The organism is Pseudomonas sp. Root329 (assembly GCF_001424925.1).
GTDB classification, from domain to species: Bacteria; Pseudomonadota; Gammaproteobacteria; order Pseudomonadales; family Pseudomonadaceae; genus Aquipseudomonas; species Aquipseudomonas arabinosi.
Window position 1 is genome coordinate 47574 of the sequence record NZ_LMCV01000013.1, and the last position, 17489, is coordinate 65062.

The window sequence follows — 17489 nt, forward strand, 5'->3', positions numbered from 1 at the left end:
ACCTTATTGCTCCTGGCTGCAGTTGCGCGGGGTGATGCCCTTTTCCTTGGCATATTGGGCTGAGGAGGCTTCGATGATCGGCCGCAACAAGGCACGATCAGCCTGGACCCAGTCACTGATCAGGTTCCAGCGTTGGCCGTCCCATTGCTGAAAGCGCACGGCGCCGCCGCCTTCATGGTCGGCACACGACAGCTTCAATGGCTGCACCAATCCTTTGGCGCCCAAGGCCTGCAAACGCGCATCATCGAGGTTCAGGTGCTCGAAGCCCCAGCGCACTTGCTCACCGGTCAGTGGCTTGTTGCCGTATTTTTCCTGAGCCAGTCGCAGGGCTTCGACGTTGAGAATGCCGTTCACCACGCCGAGGTTGTAGTACACGGTGCCGAAACGTTTCGGATCGGCCAGATTGCCTTTGCCGGCGTCCACCACGTTTTGCTTGATGCCTTGCAGCACCGGGAAATCGGTGCCCGAAGGGTGGGTGGTGATCGAGATGAATCCTTTGGCGGCAGCACCGGCCGGGACCACGTCTTCTTCCGAGTTGCTCCAGATATTGCCGATGATGTGATCCGCCGGGTAACCGACCTTTTGCGCCGACTTCAGCGCCACCGGATTCATCACCCCCCAGCCGCGCAGGATCACCCAGTCAGGCTTGAGGCGACGGATATTCAGCCACTGCGATTGTTGCTCGTTGCCGGGGTGCGGCACTTCCAGAAGGGTCAGCTCGAAACCAGCGTTTTTCGCCAGGGTTTCCAGTACGCCGTTGGTTTCCTTGCCATACGGCGAGCCGTGGTAGAGCACGGCGATTTTCTTGCCTTTGAGTTTGTCGGCCCCGCCTTCGCGCTGGCCGATGTAATTGATGATCGCCGAGACTTCAGAATACGGGTTGAGCTGCAACGGAAACACGTAAGGGAAGACGCTGCCATCGGTGGAATCGGTGCGACCATGATTGATGGTGATCAGCGGCAGTTTGTCGGCCGTCGAACGATCCAGTGTCGCGTAGGCAATTCCCACCGACAGCGGGTTGGTCGCAGCCGCTGGCGCACCGTTGAGGCCACCTTTGAGACGCTCGTAGCATTCGACGCCCTTCTCCACCACGTACTCGGTTTCGCATTCGCTCCAGGTCAGCCTGACCCCGTTGACCCCGCCCTTGGCGTTGACGTATTGCAGGTAATCGATAAACCCGCCGAAGAAGCCAGTGCCACCGGCGGCGTACGGGCCGACCCGATAGCTCTGCAAAGGAAAGTACTGCTCGTTGGCAGCCTGAACGCCGGCACTGAGCCCGGCAGTCAGTAAAGCCAGGCCCAACGCCAGGCGGCGCAGCGGTTTACGGTGAGTCATAAGGGCAGTTCCTCGTGGGAGATCGATGGTGTTTTGTCAGGGATAAAAGGAGTCAGTAACGCAACGGCCAGACCCGCGCCCGTTGACGAAAGCGCTGCCAGAGCCGCGCCAGGCCTTCGGGTTCCTTGATCAGGAAGGCGATGATCAGCGCGCCGAAAAGCATTTTCTGGATGTTTTCCAACTGCCCGGAATCGATCAGCCCCGAGGGCAACAGCCCGAAGACATTGGCCAATAGAATCGGGAACAGCACGAGGAACGCAGCGCCCAGAAAGTTGCCGAGCACACTGCCCAGGCCGCCGATAATGATGATGAACAACACCTGGAATGAGCGGCTGAGATCAAAGCCATGGGGCTCCACTGTGCCCAGGTAGGCAAACGCCCAAAGAGAACCGGCGACGCCGAGGTAGAAGCCGCTGATGGCAAACGCCAGCAGCTTGGCTTTGAACAGACGAATGCCGATCACCGCCGCGGCCGTGTCCATGTCGCGCACCGCCATCCAGTTGCGCCCCAACTCGCTGCGCACCAGGTTCTTGCCCAGCCAGAACAGCGCCACCACCACGGCCAGGGTCAACAGGTAACGGCCTCGGGGCGAACTGAAATCCAGCCCGGCGATCAACAGCGGTGGCGAGGTGATGACCCCGGACGCGTTGTCGTTGGTAAACCAGCTGAACCGGGTCAGCACCCACTCGACGACAAACTGCGCAGCCAGGGTCGCCACCAACAGGTAAAAACCCTTGATCCGCAGACTCGGCAAACCGAAGAGCACGGCCACCAGCGCGGCGATCACTCCGCCCAGGGCAAAACTCACCAGCAAGGGCAAGCCGGGAACTCGCAATTGCAGGTTGTAGGCCGCAAAAGCCCCCACTGCCATGAACGCCGCCGAGCCCAAGGACAATTGCCCGGCGTAGCCGGTCAGCAGGTTCAGACCCAGCCCCGCCAGGGACAGCACCAGCAGCGGCACCAGAATCGCGCTGAACCAATAGTCATTGCCGAGCAAAGGCACCGCGATGAACGCAAAGCCCAATAGCAGCCACAGACCCACGCGGTCCTGGCGCAAGCGAAACGTGCGCCACTCCGCCGCGTAGGTGGTGCTCAGTTGACCGGCTTCTCGATAAAGCATGGAAGTATTCCTTGAAAGAAAATCAGACCCGCTCGATCGCCCGCTCGCCGAACAACCCGGCAGGCCGCACCAACAGAAACAGCAACGCAAGGACGTAAGGCACCCAGTTTTCGATCCCGCTGCCGATGATCGGGCCGAGGTAAATCTCGGCGAGTTTTTCCGCAGCACCGATGATCAGCCCGCCGGCAATGGCGCCACCGATAGAAGAGAAACCGCCGATGATCAGCACCGGCAACGCCTTGAGCACCACCAGCGACAGGGAAAACTGAACCCCAAGACGAGCGCCCCAGAGCAGCCCCGCGACCAGGCCGACGAAACCCGCCACCGCCCACACCAGCGCCCAGATTCGTGGCAGTCGAATGCCTACCGCCAGTGACGCCAGCGGATCATCGGCCACCGCTCGCAAGGACAAACCGACCCGGGTCTTGTTGAACAACAGCGACAAGGCAATCACCAGGGTGGCAGCAGTGCCTGCGGCGAACAGGTCGAATTGCGAAAGCAACATGCCGCGGATTTCCAGTGGCTCATCGGCAATGCCCAATTCAAGGCCGTGGACCTGAGCGCCCCACAGAAACTGCGCAAGGCCTTCGATCATGTAAGACAGCCCGAGGGTTGCCATGAACAGGATGATGGGCGGGCGATTGACCAAGGGCCGAAGCACCATTTTCTCGACCAGCAACGCCAGCACCACCATGCTCGCCAGGGTGGCGATAAAGGCCCAGACAAATGGAAAGCCGCGTTCGAGCAGGCTGACAAAAGTCAGCGCGGCGAACAGCACCATCGCCCCCTGGGCGAAATTGAACACGCCGGAGGCCTTGTAGATCAGCACAAAACCGATGGCCACCAAGGAATACATGACACCGGCCAGCAACCCGCCAATCAGCACTTCAAAGAAAAATTCCATGCTCAGTGGCGCTCCGTGCGGGTTCGCCGCGTGCCCAGATAGGCCGCGATCACCTCGGGGTTGGCGCGCACTTGCTCAGGGGTGCCATCGCCAATTTTTCGACCGTAATCGAGCACGACCACGTGATCACACAGCCCCATGACCACACCGATGTCGTGCTCGATCAGCACAACGGTGGTGCCGAACTCACGGTTGATGTCACGGATGAACTGGCTCATCTCCCCCTTCTCTTCCGCGTTCATACCGGCCATCGGCTCATCCAGCAGTAATAACTTCGGTTCAGCGGCCAGGGCTCGGGCCAGCTCGACACGCTTCTGCAATCCATAAGGCAACTTGCCCACCAGCACATGGCGCCAGGGATGGATGCGCAGGAAGGCGATGACATTTTCGGCGTGACGACGCTGCTCGTCGTCCTCACGAGGGGCACGGCCCAGGCGCAGCATCTGCTCGACCCAACTGCTGCGTCGTTTGAGGTTGCGCCCGGTCAGCACGTTGTCGAGCACGCTCATGCCCTTGAACAGCGCGATGTTTTGAAAGGTCCGCGCAATGCCGCGCTCGGCAGCCTGGTGCGGGCGCATGCGCCGACGCGTCTGCCCGGCATAACTGACGCTGCCGCTCTGGGCCTGGTAGACGCCATTGATCACATTCAGCAGCGAACTTTTACCCGCGCCGTTGGGGCCGATCAGCGCGCAGATTTCCCCGGCCTTCACGGCGAAGCTGATGGACGTAATGGCCTTGACGCCCTTGAACGACAGGGAGATGTCATCGAGCCGCAGTAATACGGATTCAGTGGTTGCGCTCATGGGGGCTCGTCAGACGGATTGAGAAATCAGGTGGGCTGGCGCATCGACCAATGCCCGAGGGGTGGATGGCTCCTGCCAGTTGCCTGGGCGAATGCCCAGGGCACCAAAGAACTCGGCGCTCTCTTGGCTCAGCGCTGGCCCGACCAACAACGGCACCCGCAGGCGGCTCATGCCCAACACGTCGAGCAAGGGCCGGCGGATCAGCCACTCACCTAGCCAGCGGCGAACACTGTTCACCTCCTGCACCATCGCCCAGCGGTACACACGATGACTGAGCGAGCCCGGCAACGGCAGGCGTTCCCGGGCCCAGAATTCAAGGCGGGCATAGGATTCGCGGGTACCCAGCACAAGCGTTGGCCCGAGCTCGCGGCGATCGGTGTCGCGTGTGGCCAGGGCCTCAGGGAAGTTCAGGCAGAAGCCGGCGCTCAGCCACGGCGCCAGCAAGTAACGCGCCTGGCCGCTGGCGGCGAACACCCGGGCCGCCAGCGCTTCTTCGCGGGCGCTCAGCGATTCTCGCGCCACCAATTTGCGGGCACCGTCCAGCAACTGCCCATGACTCAAACGCTGGGGCTGACCAAGGCCGGCAGGATGAAAAACAAACGCCGTGGCCGTCGAGTCACTGACGGGTGCGGGTGCATCAGCCGTTACGCCAACGGACAACTCGGCATAAGCGTTCAATTCGCGATCTTCGGCAGTGTTCAGACCACGCCCGTCCAGGTACAGCAACACCCGTGGCGATCTTTCGGTACTGCGTACCTGTTGCACGGCGTCCAAGGCTTCGGCCAACACAAAGGCCGGTTTCAGTCGGGCCAACAGCGGTCGATTGTCGAGATCAGGGTCCAGCAGCGTGACGCTGCCACCCAGCCATTGCGCGGCCAATGCCAGCAACAACGCTTCGGACCGTGCCTGGCTGATGATCAGCAAGTCATCACCGCGACTGAACCCGCATTGATGTAAAGCAGCGGCGAGACGCCTGACATCCTGTGCCAGTTCGCTCCAGCTGCGGACGTGCCAGATGCCCAGGCGTTTGTAGCGCAGGGCGATCGCCGAACCTCGAGTTTCGGCTTGTAGCAATAAGGCCTGGGGCAGTGTCTGGATCATGTGGCCTTCCTTCGGAGTGCTGTCTGCAAACAGCCATTGCAGCCTCCGTGCCAGCCACTAAATACTTATTTATCAACGGGTTAAACGATGCTACCGATCCAGCCCCCTGTATCGCTTGAGCACAGCCTGCCTAATCTCTGTTGCCTCACCAACACTTGCGCCCACTTGAGTGGATGCGCTGCCTTAATAAGAACCAAAAAGCATTAATAAATACAAAATCAGTATTTATCGTTATAAAAATATCCGCGTACTCTCAGCTCATCCCGTCATTCATCACCACAGTGAAGTGCCCCATGAATCCGACTGACAACCTCATCGACTTCGCCAGCTACCGCAAACGCAAACAGGCTCAGCAACGGGCACGGGCCATGTGGGAAATGTATGCACGCAATGCAGGTTTGCAGGCCTTTCAGTGGGTGCAAGCCGCTAAAGCCACCGAGACGCGTCACGCATGAACGCGCAGCAACCCTCGCGCTTTCTGGCGAGCGCCGACGAACCCGTGCTGGATTTGAATAACCTGGAACCACTGGAAGAAGACCCGATCTGCGAACGCGTCGCACAGAACCTGCAACGTCTGCGCGGCAAGCGTCATCTGTCCCTCGACGCCCTCGCCCGACAGTGCGGCGTAAGCCGGGCCATGCTGGCGCAGATCGAATCCGGGCGCAGCGTGCCGTCGATCAAAGTGCTGTGCAAAATCGCCAAGGGCTTGAAGGTGTCGGTGGCCGCGTTTCTTGAGCATCGGGCCTTCGAAGGCGTGGCGGTGCTGTCGGCCAGCCAGAGCAAACGCCTGGTCAGTGCCAGCGGCGCTTTTGTCAGCCGCGCGCTGTTCCCGTTCGACGTAGCGCGCCAATCGGAGTTTTACGAACTGCGCCTGAGCCCGCTAGGTGAAGACGTCTCCGAGGGCCATGGCCCCGGCGTACAGGAAAACCTGGTGGTGTCGCAGGGCGTGCTGGAAATCAGTGTCAACGACGAACGCTACTTGCTCTCCACCGGCGACTCGATCCTGTTCTATGCCGACCAGCCCCATCGCTACCGCAACCCGGCCGACAGCGAGGCAGTGGCCTATCTGGTGGTGACGTACCCGGAACGCCTGGACTGAAAAGCAGGCGACAAAAAGCCCGGCAGGTTTAACCCCTGCCGGGCTTTTTTAATGTCTGTTGCTGAGGATCAGCAGGTGCAGCACATCAGCGGCATGCCATTGCAGCTCATCATCATCGGCATGCTGCAGTCGTTCATCATTTTCATCATCAGGGTGCAGCAGTTTTTCATCATGTCCATGTTCATGCCGGCCATCGGCATGATTTTGCACATCATGCAGTCGGCCATCAGCGTGCATTCCATCACGCACTTCATCGATGGCATCGGCATGCCCATCATCGGCATTGGCATCATGGTGCTCATCATCGGCATGGCCATGCTCGCCTGGGACATGCACATCATGCTCATGTTGCCGCAATGCATCATCATCGGCATGCCGCAGTTCATCATCATCTGCATCATTTCAGCGCTGTTCTTGAACATGGCCATGTCCATGCCCGCCGCCGGCATCATCTTGCACATCATGCCGTCGTCCATCATTTCGCAGGTCATGGTCGCCATCATCATCGGCATGCCCATCATCGGCATCATTGGCATGGTGGTGTTCATCGGCATTTGCATCGGCATGGCATTCATCTTGGTGTTGCTCCCTGAAGGATTGAATAGGTGGACGAAGCTGATGGAGCGAATTCTAAGGACTGACGCAGAGGCGGCAAGATGATGATCGAACAGCAAAAATAGATGCTGGAACCGCCCTAGTGTGGCCTTCAGGGCAACAATGGCTGCTACAACGAACAAGCCGCTGTCATCGCGAATACATGCACAGCCATGACGCGGCTTTGCGGGTCATGGATATGCGAACAACAGCTATATAAATAACCGAAAGAAATAATCGATCTAAACAGGATCCGGTTTTTTCAATTCAGGCGCTTATCAGGCACCCGTACGAACCTCAGCCAGCACCCGGTTTACGGACGGGAGGTTGATCATGGTCAATACTTAGAGACTGGATGTACGTCGCACGAGCCGCACGTCGGGCGGCTATTCCACGGGAGGTTCGTCATGTCTGGTCAATCCCGCTTCATGCTGGTTGCATCACCGCTGATGGAACACAGCCCCGCTTTCGACAGGGCCGCTGCACTGGCCAAGGCCGAAGACGCCGCGCTGCACATCGTCGCCTTCGATTATCTGGAAGGCTTGGCGACCGCCAGTCTGGTCAACGAAAAGGCCCTGGAACAGATGCGCGTGGGCTACGTCGAGCGCCACCGCCAATGGCTTGAGGAACAGGCCCGCCCCTTGCGCAAAATCGGTGTGCACGTCACCACCGAAGTGGCCTGGGTCGAACGCCCATTGGAGGAGATCCTGATTCACCTCAAAGAGCAGCCGATGGATGTGCTGATCAAGGCACTGGAACACGAATCGCTGCTGTCGCGGTTGATGTTTACCCCGCTCGATGTGCATTTGCTGCGCGAATGCCCGGTGCCGCTGCATTTCGTCAGCCACGCCGTGCACGCCTTGCCGCGAAAGATCGTCGCGGCGGTCGACCCTTTTCATCGCGATGACCATTACAAAACCTTCAACGACCGGATCCTTCACGAGGCGGCGAAACTGGCGAGCGCCTGCAATGCCGAGCTCGATGTGGTCTACGCCTATGACCTTTCATCCATCAGCGCCGACGAATTCGGCTTCGACAACGGGTCGGCATTCTTCTCGTCGGGCAAGGCCAAGACCGTGTTCGATTACCAGGAGGATGCCTTCAACGACCTGGCCGAGCGTAACGGCATCGCGCCGGAGCAGCGGCACATGATCATGGGCAACCCGGCCAAGGTCCTCACCCGCTATGTCGATGCCTATGACGTTGACGTGATTGTCATGGGCCGGATCGGCCATCGCGGCATGGGCCGGCTGATCGGCAGTACGGTGGAGCATCTGCTGTACAAAATGCCGTGCAGCGTTTGGGTGGTGTACACCGAGCGGCTGGATGAATAATTACCCTACCAGACACCACAACCCCCTGTGGGAGCGGGCTTGCTCGCGAAGGCGGAGTGTCAGGCAACATCATTGTCGACTGACACTCCGCCTTCGCGAGCAAGCCCGCTCCCACAGGGGTTTTGCATTGTCATTTAGCCCGTTCAGTTCAACGCCGCGTAATCACTACCTCAAGGTATTCACTCGGCACCACCAGCGATTTCTCTCCCGCTCTGTTCATGCGGTTGATCAGTTCGGTCAGGTCGCTTTCCAGCGCTTGGGCGCCTTCAGGAGGCAGCGCTGCGAAGGCCTTGTGGACCGGGCCATACCAGGTGCGGAACGTATCGATGAAATGCGCGGCCGAGCGGTAACGGAAGTTGAAGGTCTTGCGCGTCACCTGGAGCAGAAAGTCACGTTCGTCGAACTGCGTGTGCAGCCAGGCTTCGGTGCCCCACTGCGAAGGCGGTTGAGCGCCCGGCGGTGGCGGCAGGTGGTGGCCGAGGGTCTTGAACATTTGGCCGACAAACCCTTCGGGCGTCCAGTTGGCCAGGCCGATCCGCCCTCCGGGGCGACAGACCCGCGCCAGTTCCGCGGCGGCCTTGGGTTGGTCCGGCGTAAACATCACACCGAAGGTCGAAAGCACGGCATCGAAGCTGGCATCCTCGAAGGGCAAGGCTTCAGCGTCGGCCACTTGAAACGTCACTTCCAGGCGTTCTGCCCTGGCCCGGTCTTCGCCGCGTTCCAGCAGCGCGGCCACGTAGTCGGTAGACGTGACGAGGCAACCACGGCGCGCGGCAGCGAGCGTCGCGTTACCGTTGCCGGCGGCCACGTCGAGCACGCGTTCATCGCAAAGCAGGTCGCAGGCTTCGGCGAGTTGCTCGCCGACAATCTGCAAAGTGGTGCCGATCACGGCATAGTCGCCACTGGCCCAAGAGGCCATCTGACGGTTTTTCAAGGCAGTAAGATCAATGGGTGTACTCATGAATTCCGCTCCGTTGCGGGTTGGAATGCAGGCCCGGCTTACTCGGCCGTGGTCGGATCGATGATGGCCGTGACCTGGGAAATGCGGTTGGCCGGAAAACCGCTCTGCCTGGCGTGTTCCTTGATCAACTCTTCGTTGGGCGCGATGTACACGCAGTAGAGCTTGTCACCGGTGACATAACTCTGCTGCCACTGCACCTCAGGCAAGTCGCGCAACGTCCTGCAGGACTTTTGCGAAGCGGCTTTCAAATCCCTTTCTGACAGTGTTCCAGCACCCGGAATCTCGCGTTCTATAACGAACTTAGGCATGGCAACCTCTCATTTTTGTTATTGATGACAGGGTCGGCAGACCCTGTGTGCCAACTATCGCGCCGGGCAACGCTGGCGTCCTGCCCGATCGTCGGCCAACCCTGTCCGATCGTCCGGAGATTTCACGGTTTGCGGCGACAGGCTCACAATCAAGCTCACCCCCCAAAGCAGCCGCCCACACGGAAAAACCCCATGGACGCCCTGTCCCAGACGCTGCGCGTCGTCCGCTTGGTCGGCGCGATTTTCATCAATGCCAGGTTCACTGCACCCTGGTGCTATCAATCGCCGAGCGCCGACACGGCAGCACCGTTTCTGGAGCCCGGCGCCGAACGCGTGGTGATCTTCCACTTGATCACCGAAGGCGAGTGTTATGTCGAACTGGGTGATGATCCCCCGCTCCTGCTGACGGCCGGCGATGTGGTGGTTTTCCCTCAGGGAGACGCCCACCGCATGAGCTCACAACCTGGGCTCGCGCCCGCCACCGGTGCGCGGCTGGACGTGGTGCTGGCACGCCGCCCACGGCAACTGAGCTATGGCGGTGGTGGCGCGGTAACACGGTTGGTGTGCGGCTATCTGGCGTGTGATACCCGTCTGGCCGGTATGTTGCTGGCCGGGTTGCCAGCGGTGGTCCGGGTCAATGTGCGCGGTTCGAATGCCGGTATCTGGCTGGAATCGTCGGTCCGTTATGCACTGGCTGAAGCGCGTTCACCCCGCCCCGGCGGCGAGGGTGTACTGGCGAAACTGGCCGAGGTGTTGTTCATCGAGGTGCTGCGTCTGTACATGCACGAACAGGGCGAAGGTCGCACCGGTTGGCTGGCGGGTGTGAGCGACCGGATTGTCGGCGCCGCCCTCAACGCGTTGCACAAAAAACCGTGTCACGCCTGGACGCTGGATGAACTGGCGCGCACGGCCGGCACTTCAAGATCGGTGTTGGCGGAGCGCTTTCAGCAACTGGTGGGGAGTTCGCCGATGCAGTACCTGACGCAATGGCGGATGTTGCTGGCGGCCAACCTGTTACGCAGCAGTAACAGTTCATTGATGCGGATTGCCGAAGAGGTGGGCTACCAGACTGACACGGCGTTCAGTCGGGCGTTTCGTCGAGAGTATGGAGCGCCACCGGCGGCGTGGCGGCGCAGTCAGGAGAAAAAACCAATGGCCCACGGCGCGCAGCCTGTGAGCCATTGATTTGAAGCCTTACGCAGCGGGTGCTTTAGCCTCTTCCAGCAACTGCTGAATCACTTTCTCCTGAGTCTCGTAACTGCCTTCACCAAAGTGGGTGTAACGCACCTGGCCCTTGGCGTCGATCAGGTAGTGAGCCGGCCAGTACTGGTTGTCGAAATTGCGCCAGATCGCGTAGTTGTTGTCGATGGCCACCGGGTAGATGATGCCGAGCTTTTTCACCTGATCCTTGACGTTGTCGATGATGCGTTCGAAACCGTATTCAGGGGTGTGAACGCCGATCACCACCAGACCATCCTTCTCGTATTTCTTCGCCCAGTCCTTCACGTAGGGCAAGGTGTGCTGGCAGTTGATGCAGTCGAAGGTCCAGAAGTCCACCAGCACCACTTTGCCTTTCAGCGAATCGTTGCTCAGCGCCGGCGAGTTGAGCCATTCAACCGCACCGGACAGCGACGGCATGGCGCCTTTGGCGTTGTCCATGGACGAGTCTGCCTTGACCTTGCTGACGAAGTAATCGACGACTTTCGGTACGGTTTCCAGCACGCGTTGCTCAACCGTCGTCACGCCTTCGGACGAGGTGCCGGCCAGCAGTGTTTTGTCAGCACCGGTGGAAATCACCGCCGCCGCCCCCAACACCGCAACACCCGCGCCACGACGCAGCCAACCGGTGACCGGGATCGACGCTTTCAAACGATTGACCAGGCCGCGACCGGCGAAGATCAAGGTGCCCAGGGACAATGCGCTGCCCAGGCCGTACGCCACCAGCAACAGGCTGGTTTGAGCGTTTGCACCTTGCAGCATGGCGCCGGTGAGGATGACCCCGAGGATCGGTCCGGCGCACGGAGCCCAGAGCAGACCGGTGGCAACGCCGATCATGACCGAGCCCAGCGGACCGGACATTTTGCGGGTGTCCGGATCGACGCGGTTGCCCAGCGCCACGAAGGGACGGGCTAGCCAGTCACCGACACGGGCGGAAATCAGCGACAGGGCGAACAGCACCATCACGATCAGCGCTACGTGGCGACCGGTATTGTTGGCTTGTACCACCCACTCGCTGCTGACCACGGCCAGGCTGGAGATCAGAGCGAAGGTCAGGACCATGCCGCCGAGGGTGAGCAGGATCGAGGAACGTGTACGTTTAACACCGGCGAACAGGAACGGCACGACCGGGAGGATGCAAGGGCTGAGGACGGTCAATATGCCGCCCAGGAAAGCGATGAGAAACATGGGATCACCTTGAAAATGTAGAGGGCGACATACCACTCCCCTGTGGGAGCGGGCTTGCTCGCGAAGAGGTCAGTACATTCAACATTCATGTCGACTGACACTCCGCTTTCGCGAGCAAGCCCGCTCCCACACTGGATCGGTGGTGTTCACAGAAACAGTGCCTGGCTTCAGGCCGTCTGGTTTTCCAGTTGCTGCCCCTGCGGCGTACGGCCCGAACCATCCTCTGCCAGAAAAGCGCTCCCGCCCTTCTCCCCCACCGGCGTCAGCTGGAAGCAAGTCGCGCTGCCGCAGCTTTTCTGTTCAACAGCAGCGTTGGCATGGACAGCGGCGCCAGCCGTGGAGAAGGCAATGGCAGTCAAAAAGCGGGTGACGTTGTTCATGATGTTCTTCCTGTTTCAATTGGGATGGGCAATGGGTCAGCGCCGGACTCAGTTGTCTGAGTTGCAGCCATCAGCCAATTTGCGATAGTCCAGAACCTGGGTTTTGTTATGGGAATCCAGGTAAGTCAGCTGGGCATCCACAACCCCACAGGAAGTCGAGGCGTCCTGTGTCAGCGACACCACTTTCTTGATGTCCAGGTGCGAGCCGTAGGTGTAGGTTTTAGCGGAGACATCGGCTTCGGCGCGGGCCGACAAGGTGCAGATGTTCAGGGCGGCAAACAGGCAAGCGGCGTAGACGGCTTTGGTGTTCATGGCGGTTTCCTCAAGGCTTCAATAGGGCAATCGTTGATTGGGCCGAGGCGGTTTGGTTTGCCTCGATGGAACCTATTAGAAGCTCGCGAGGTATCCCATATGTGTCGGGAACAGGCGCGTGTAAATCGGTACGTATCAAAACCGGGCCGGGATACAGAGCGATACAAAAGCCCTGAAAATGAGGGTTTTTGCGTCCACGTGTATCCGCCGACAGGCCAGATACACTGCAATACAAAGGACTGCGGGCGAGCGGGCCAAGGCTCGATAGACTGCGCGACATCCCCCATCTACAGAGGCCTGGCCAAATGGAACACGTCGATCACATTCTCATCGTGGACGATGACCGCGAGATCCGGGAACTGGTAGGCAACTACCTGAAGAAAAACGGTCTGCGCACCACCGTCGTGGCGGATGGACGGCAAATGCGCACGTTCCTGGAATCCACGCCGGTGGACCTGATCGTGCTCGACATCATGATGCCAGGCGACGATGGCCTGATGCTGTGCCGTGAGTTGCGCGCCGGCAAACACAAGGCCACACCGGTGCTGATGCTCACCGCGCGCAACGATGAAACCGACCGCATCATCGGCCTGGAAATGGGCGCCGACGATTACCTGGTCAAACCGTTCGCTGCCCGTGAACTGCTCGCCCGAATCAACGCCGTATTGCGCCGCACGCGGATGCTGCCGCCCAACCTGGTGGTCACCGAAAGCGGTCGCTTGCTGGCCTTCGGGCGCTGGCGCCTGGACACCTCGGCCCGGCACTTGCTCGATGAAGACGGCACGATGGTCGCGCTCAGTGGTGCGGAATATCGGTTGCTGCGGGTATTCCTCGATCACCCGCAGCGGGTGCTCAATCGCGATCAATTGCTCAACCTGACCCAAGGCCGCGATGCCGATTTGTTCGACCGCTCCATCGACTTGCTGGTCAGCCGCTTGCGCCAGCGCTTGCTGGACGATGCCCGCGAACCGGCCTACATCAAAACCGTGCGCAGCGAAGGCTATGTGTTTTCGCTGCCGGTGGAAGTCCTCGGGGCGCCCTCATGAATCTCTCGATGCGCTGGCCCCGCACCCTCGCCTCGCGGCTGTCGCTGATCTTCCTGATCGGCTTGATTCTCGCGCAGGCGCTGTCTTTCGGCGCGCAGTACTACGAGCGCTACGAAAGCACCAAGAACACCATGCTGGGCAATCTGGAAACCGACGTCTCGACCTCCATCGCCATCCTCGACCGCTTACCGGCCGAAGAACGCATGAGTTGGCTGCAACAACTGGATCGACGTAACTACCGCTATTTGTTGAACGAAGGCTCGCCGGGCCTGCCCATGAGCGATTCGCCCATAGCGATGACGTCGATCAAAGAGGCCATCGGCAAGGATTACCCGATGACGATGACCGACATCCCCGGGCCGGAAAAACATTTTCAGGTCCACCTGAAACTGGCGGACGGCAGCCCGGTGACCATCGACGTGCGCCCCTCGATGGTGCCGTTGTCGCCGTGGTTACCCATCGTGTTGCTCGGGCAACTGGCACTGATGCTCATCTGCACCTGGCTGGCCGTGAGAATCGCCATCCGCCCCCTCACCCGCCTCGCCCAAGCAGTAGAGACCCTGGACCCCAACACCCATGCGGTGCACCTGGACGAAAAAGGCCCGACCGAAGTCGCGCATGCCGCCATGGCCTTCAATTCGATGCAGGCGCGCATCGCCGCTTACCTCAAGGAGCGCATGCAACTGCTGGCGGCGATTTCCCACGACCTGCAAACCCCGATTACCCGCATGAAACTGCGTGCCGAATTCATGGACGACTCCACCGAGAAAGACAAACTCTGGAATGACCTTGGCGAGATAGAACACCTGGTGCGCGAAGGCGTGGCCTATGCCCGCAGCGTGCATGGCGCCACCGAGGAAAGTCGCCGCACCCATCTGGATTCGTTCCTCGACAGCCTGGTGTTCGACTATCAGGACATGGGCAAAGACGTTCAGCTGGGCGGTAAAAGTGACGCGGTGATCGACACCCGGCCGCACGCCTTGCGACGGGTGCTGGTGAACCTGACGGACAACGCGCTGAAGTTCGCTGGCGCCGCCGAATTGTGGGTGGAAGCGAAGGCTGACGGCAGTTTGTCGGTAAAGGTGATGGACCGTGGTCCGGGGATTGCCGAGGAAGAATTGGCTCAGGTGATGGAACCGTTTTATCGCGTGGAAAATTCGCGTAACCGCAGTACCGGCGGGACCGGGTTGGGGTTGGCAATTGCGCAGCAGTTGGCGTTGGCGATCGGGGGATCGTTGACGTTGAGTAATCGCGAGGGAGGTGGGTTGTGCGCGGAGCTCAGATTGCCGGCTCAGTAACATGATCGTTCCCACGCTCCGCGTGGGAATGCAGCCCGGGACGCTCCGCGTCCCTTTCGAGAGCTGGAACGCGGAGCGTCCCTTGAGGCATTCCCACTGGGAGCGTGGGAACGATCAGTTCAGGGTCAGGCCGGGTAGTTGGCGCGCAAGGCCTCCAGGCCACCCTGATAGATACCGGTAAACAGCGCCACCACTTCCTCGTCACTCACACCGACAGGTGCAAATCGCCCAGACCAGGTCACTCGCGCGCCCTGCCCCTGCGCTTCAACACTGATGGTCGCCAGATAGTCAGTAGCCGGAAACGGCGCCTGCAATATCGAATAACTGTAAGTCTTCCCAGCGTTATCAAACGCCTCCAACCGCTCAACCACCACCGCCCCGTCCGCCGTTTGCAGGCTGCGAACCCGGCCGCCTTCACTCAGCTCGCTTTTGGGAATAAACGGCAGCCAGTCCGGCAGCGAGTTAAAGCCGCCAATCAATTGCCAAACCTGGTCGGCGGTCGCCGGGATATCAATAAACGCTGATGCAGTTGCCATGAAATGTTCTCTCTCAATCAATAAGGTTCAAATCGCCATGCTGTCGACGACGCCACCGTCGACCCGCAAAGCCGCGCCGGTGGTGGCCGACGACAGTGACGAGGCGATGTAGGCCACCAGATTCGCGACTTCCTCGACATTTGCCACGCGCTGGATAATGGAGGTCGGCCGGGCCTTGCGCACGAAGGCATCGGCTTCTTCCCGAACGCTCCGCCCCGATTTGGCGGTGGCGTCTTTGAGCATCAGCTCCAGGCCATCGGTCAACGTTGGGCCAGGCAGGATCGCATTAACCGTCACCCCGGTGCCCGCCAGCCGCTTGGCCAAACCATGGGATACCGCCAGGTTGGCGCTTTTGGTCACGCCGTAGTTGAGCATGTCGGCCGGAATGGCGATCCCGGATTCCGAGGACAGGAAGATCACCCGACCCCAGCCCTGCTTGACCATGTCCGGCACGTAATGCCGTGACAGGCGCACGCCGGAGATCACGTTGACCTCATAAAACCGCGTCCACTCGCTGTCTGGCGTGTCGAAAAAGTCCACGTCGTTGAAGATCCCGAGGTTGTTCACCAGGATGTCCGCCCGCGGTTCGGCGGCAAACAACAACTCGGCGCCTTCGGCCGTGCCGAGGTCTGCGGTCAGGCCACGCAACTGCGCGTCCGGCACGCTCTGGCGAATGCTCGCCAGCGCCTGTTCGACCTTGGCCGTCTCACGGCCGATCACCACCACCGTGGCGCCGGATTCGGCCAGCGCCTTGCTGATGCCCAGGCCAATGCCGGCGGTGCTGCCGCTGACAATGGCGAGTTTTCCAGTCAGATCGATTTTCATGCTCAACCTCCAATAATTGGCAATGGCGCACGTTCGGACACCAGTTTCGCGTCGCGCATCGCCTGCCAGAAAGCGGCGGGAATGACGGCCGACATCGCCGCAACGTCTTCAGCAATCCGGTCCGGACGGCTGGAACCTGGAATCACCGCCGCCACGGCCGGGTTAGCCAGGGAGAACTGCAACGCAGCCGCTTTTATGTCGACGCCATGCGCGGCAGCGATGCGTTTGATCTGCTCGACTTTATTGATGATCGCCGGGCTGGCCTTCTGGTATTCGAAGTGCGCGCCACCGGCCAGAATGCCCGAGCTGTAAGGACCACCGACCACAATCTCGACGTTCTGCGCCAACGCGGCGTCCATCAGACGTTGCAAGGCACGGTCGTGGTCGAGCAGCGTGTAGCGACCCGCCAGCAGAAAACCGTCCGGCTGGGCTTCGGTCAGATCAAGGGTCAGTTCGCACGGTTCGACCTTGTTCACGCCCAGGCCCCAGCCCTTGATCACGCCTTCTTCGCGCAAGCGGGTCAGCACTTTGAAGGCGCCGGTGCGGGCCTGGTTGAAGTATTCCAGCCATTGATCGCCGTAGAAGTCCTGGGCGATGTCATGCACCCAGACGATGTCCAGACGATCGGTTTGCAGGCGCTTGAGGCTGTCTTCAATGGAGCGCATCGTGGCGTCGGCGCTGTAGTCGTTGACGATCTTGTTCGGGCGACCGTGTTCGAACACCCCGCTCTTCTCGCCCAAATCGCGGGCCGCAGTGTCTTCGACTTCATCGAGAATGACCCGGCCGACTTTGCTGCTCAGCACATAGTCATCGCGGTTGTACTGGGCCAGCGCGGCGCCCAGACGAATTTCCGACAGGCCCGAACCGTAAAACGGCGCGGTGTCGAAGTAACGCACGCCGGCATCCCAGGCAGCGTGGACGGTGGCCAGCGCCTCTTCTTCAGGAATGGCGCGGAACATGTTGCCCAATGGGGCGGTGCCGAAACCGAGGGCGCCAGGTAGTTTGTCTTTCAAGCTCATGGGTTTTTCCTCTTGAGTGTCAGGGGTCATCAGAGGTGACCGTTGAGCAGATCCTAGATTGCGATGATCGGACCGTCCAAGACATAATACGCAGCACTTGAGTCCCTA

The 17489-nt window shown here is 60.2% G+C and carries 20 protein-coding genes; 6 read left to right on the forward strand and 14 right to left on the reverse strand.

Going from position 1 to position 17489, the window contains the following annotated elements:
• Window positions 1-3: 3 nt before the first annotated feature.
• Genes ASC74_RS13700 through ASC74_RS13720 form a run of 5 tightly spaced genes read right to left on the reverse strand, consistent with a single transcriptional unit; the run spans window position 4 to window position 5263 of the window.
• Window positions 4-1335: an ABC transporter substrate-binding protein gene (locus ASC74_RS13700; RefSeq protein WP_056741854.1), complete on the reverse strand. Its 1332-nt coding sequence runs from the start codon at window positions 1333-1335 to the stop codon at window positions 4-6.
• A 52-nt stretch (window positions 1336-1387) separates the two neighbouring features.
• Window positions 1388-2455, reverse strand: coding sequence for a branched-chain amino acid ABC transporter permease (locus ASC74_RS13705; RefSeq protein ID WP_056741855.1), 1068 nt, complete (start codon window positions 2453-2455; stop codon window positions 1388-1390).
• Between the two features lie 22 nt (window positions 2456-2477).
• The gene (locus ASC74_RS13710; protein WP_056741856.1) at window positions 2478-3359 is read right to left on the reverse strand and encodes a branched-chain amino acid ABC transporter permease; all 882 of its coding nucleotides are present in this window, start codon (window positions 3357-3359) and stop codon (window positions 2478-2480) included.
• A gap of 2 nt (window positions 3360-3361) precedes the next feature.
• Window positions 3362-4162 carry an ABC transporter ATP-binding protein gene (locus ASC74_RS13715; RefSeq protein WP_056741857.1) on the reverse strand — a complete coding sequence of 267 codons (801 nt, stop codon included), beginning with the start codon at window positions 4160-4162 and terminating at the stop codon, window positions 3362-3364.
• A 9-nt stretch (window positions 4163-4171) separates the two neighbouring features.
• Complete coding sequence (locus ASC74_RS13720) at window positions 4172-5263, reverse strand: AMP-binding protein (RefSeq protein ID WP_056741858.1); 1092 nt, start codon at window positions 5261-5263, stop codon at window positions 4172-4174.
• Window positions 5264-5556: 293 nt separating this feature from the next.
• On the opposite strand from ASC74_RS13720, the gene ASC74_RS31850 reads away from it, so the two are divergent.
• A complete protein-coding gene (locus ASC74_RS31850) occupies window positions 5557-5718 on the forward strand; it encodes a hypothetical protein (protein ID WP_008156931.1) in 162 nt (53 codons plus the stop codon).
• On the forward strand, window positions 5715-6362 hold the full coding sequence (locus tag ASC74_RS13725) for a helix-turn-helix domain-containing protein (RefSeq protein ID WP_008156932.1): 648 nt from the start codon (window positions 5715-5717) through the stop codon (window positions 6360-6362). The genes ASC74_RS31850 and ASC74_RS13725 overlap by 4 nt, the downstream gene beginning before the upstream one ends.
• A 68-nt stretch (window positions 6363-6430) precedes the next feature.
• On the opposite strand, the gene ASC74_RS32145 is transcribed toward ASC74_RS13725, so the two are convergent.
• Complete coding sequence (locus ASC74_RS32145) at window positions 6431-6937, reverse strand: hypothetical protein (protein ID WP_082555820.1); 507 nt, start codon at window positions 6935-6937, stop codon at window positions 6431-6433.
• 426 nt (window positions 6938-7363) lie between these two features.
• Between ASC74_RS32145 and ASC74_RS13735 the strand changes: the two genes are divergently transcribed.
• Entirely contained in the window at window positions 7364-8290 is a 927-nt protein-coding gene (locus ASC74_RS13735; protein WP_056741859.1) for a universal stress protein, read from the forward strand.
• 148 nt (window positions 8291-8438) lie between these two features.
• Here the strand turns inward: ASC74_RS13735 and ASC74_RS13740 are convergent, their stop codons facing one another.
• Complete coding sequence (locus ASC74_RS13740; protein ID WP_056741860.1) at window positions 8439-9251, reverse strand: class I SAM-dependent methyltransferase; 813 nt, start codon at window positions 9249-9251, stop codon at window positions 8439-8441.
• Between the two features lie 38 nt (window positions 9252-9289).
• Window positions 9290-9559, reverse strand: coding sequence for a DUF4242 domain-containing protein (locus ASC74_RS13745; RefSeq protein WP_033060295.1), 270 nt, complete (start codon window positions 9557-9559; stop codon window positions 9290-9292).
• A gap of 192 nt (window positions 9560-9751) precedes the next feature.
• Between ASC74_RS13745 and ASC74_RS13750 the strand changes: the two genes are divergently transcribed.
• Entirely contained in the window at window positions 9752-10744 is a 993-nt protein-coding gene (locus ASC74_RS13750) for an AraC family transcriptional regulator (protein WP_056741861.1), read from the forward strand.
• Window positions 10745-10753: 9 nt separating this feature from the next.
• Here the strand turns inward: ASC74_RS13750 and ASC74_RS13755 are convergent, their stop codons facing one another.
• The 3 genes from ASC74_RS13755 to ASC74_RS13765 all read right to left on the reverse strand — a co-directional run bounded on the left by ASC74_RS13755 (window position 10754) and on the right by ASC74_RS13765 (window position 12657).
• Window positions 10754-11965, reverse strand: a complete 1212-nt coding sequence (locus ASC74_RS13755; protein WP_056741862.1) for a cytochrome c biogenesis protein DipZ — start codon at window positions 11963-11965, stop codon at window positions 10754-10756.
• 167 nt (window positions 11966-12132) lie between these two features.
• Window positions 12133-12345: a hypothetical protein gene (locus tag ASC74_RS13760; RefSeq protein ID WP_056741863.1), complete on the reverse strand. Its 213-nt coding sequence runs from the start codon at window positions 12343-12345 to the stop codon at window positions 12133-12135.
• Window positions 12346-12393: 48 nt separating this feature from the next.
• Entirely contained in the window at window positions 12394-12657 is a 264-nt protein-coding gene (locus tag ASC74_RS13765; RefSeq protein ID WP_056741864.1) for a DUF2790 domain-containing protein, read from the reverse strand.
• Between the two features lie 305 nt (window positions 12658-12962).
• Between ASC74_RS13765 and ASC74_RS13770 the strand changes: the two genes are divergently transcribed.
• Both ASC74_RS13770 and ASC74_RS13775 read left to right on the forward strand, forming a co-directional pair.
• Window positions 12963-13703, forward strand: coding sequence for a response regulator (locus ASC74_RS13770; RefSeq protein ID WP_033060285.1), 741 nt, complete (start codon window positions 12963-12965; stop codon window positions 13701-13703).
• Window positions 13700-15001: a sensor histidine kinase gene (locus ASC74_RS13775; protein ID WP_056741865.1), complete on the forward strand. Its 1302-nt coding sequence runs from the start codon at window positions 13700-13702 to the stop codon at window positions 14999-15001. Before ASC74_RS13770 ends, ASC74_RS13775 begins: the two co-directional genes overlap by 4 nt.
• A gap of 125 nt (window positions 15002-15126) precedes the next feature.
• Here the strand turns inward: ASC74_RS13775 and ASC74_RS13780 are convergent, their stop codons facing one another.
• From ASC74_RS13780 to ASC74_RS13790, 3 genes are read right to left on the reverse strand one after another with little or no spacing between them, the layout of a single operon-like run.
• Window positions 15127-15537 carry an SRPBCC family protein gene (locus ASC74_RS13780; protein ID WP_056741866.1) on the reverse strand — a complete coding sequence of 137 codons (411 nt, stop codon included), beginning with the start codon at window positions 15535-15537 and terminating at the stop codon, window positions 15127-15129.
• Window positions 15538-15564: 27 nt separating this feature from the next.
• Window positions 15565-16362 carry an SDR family NAD(P)-dependent oxidoreductase gene (locus tag ASC74_RS13785; RefSeq protein WP_056741867.1) on the reverse strand — a complete coding sequence of 266 codons (798 nt, stop codon included), beginning with the start codon at window positions 16360-16362 and terminating at the stop codon, window positions 15565-15567.
• A 2-nt stretch (window positions 16363-16364) separates the two neighbouring features.
• Window positions 16365-17381, reverse strand: coding sequence for an aldo/keto reductase (locus ASC74_RS13790; protein ID WP_056741868.1), 1017 nt, complete (start codon window positions 17379-17381; stop codon window positions 16365-16367).
• Window positions 17382-17489: the final 108 nt, after the last annotated feature.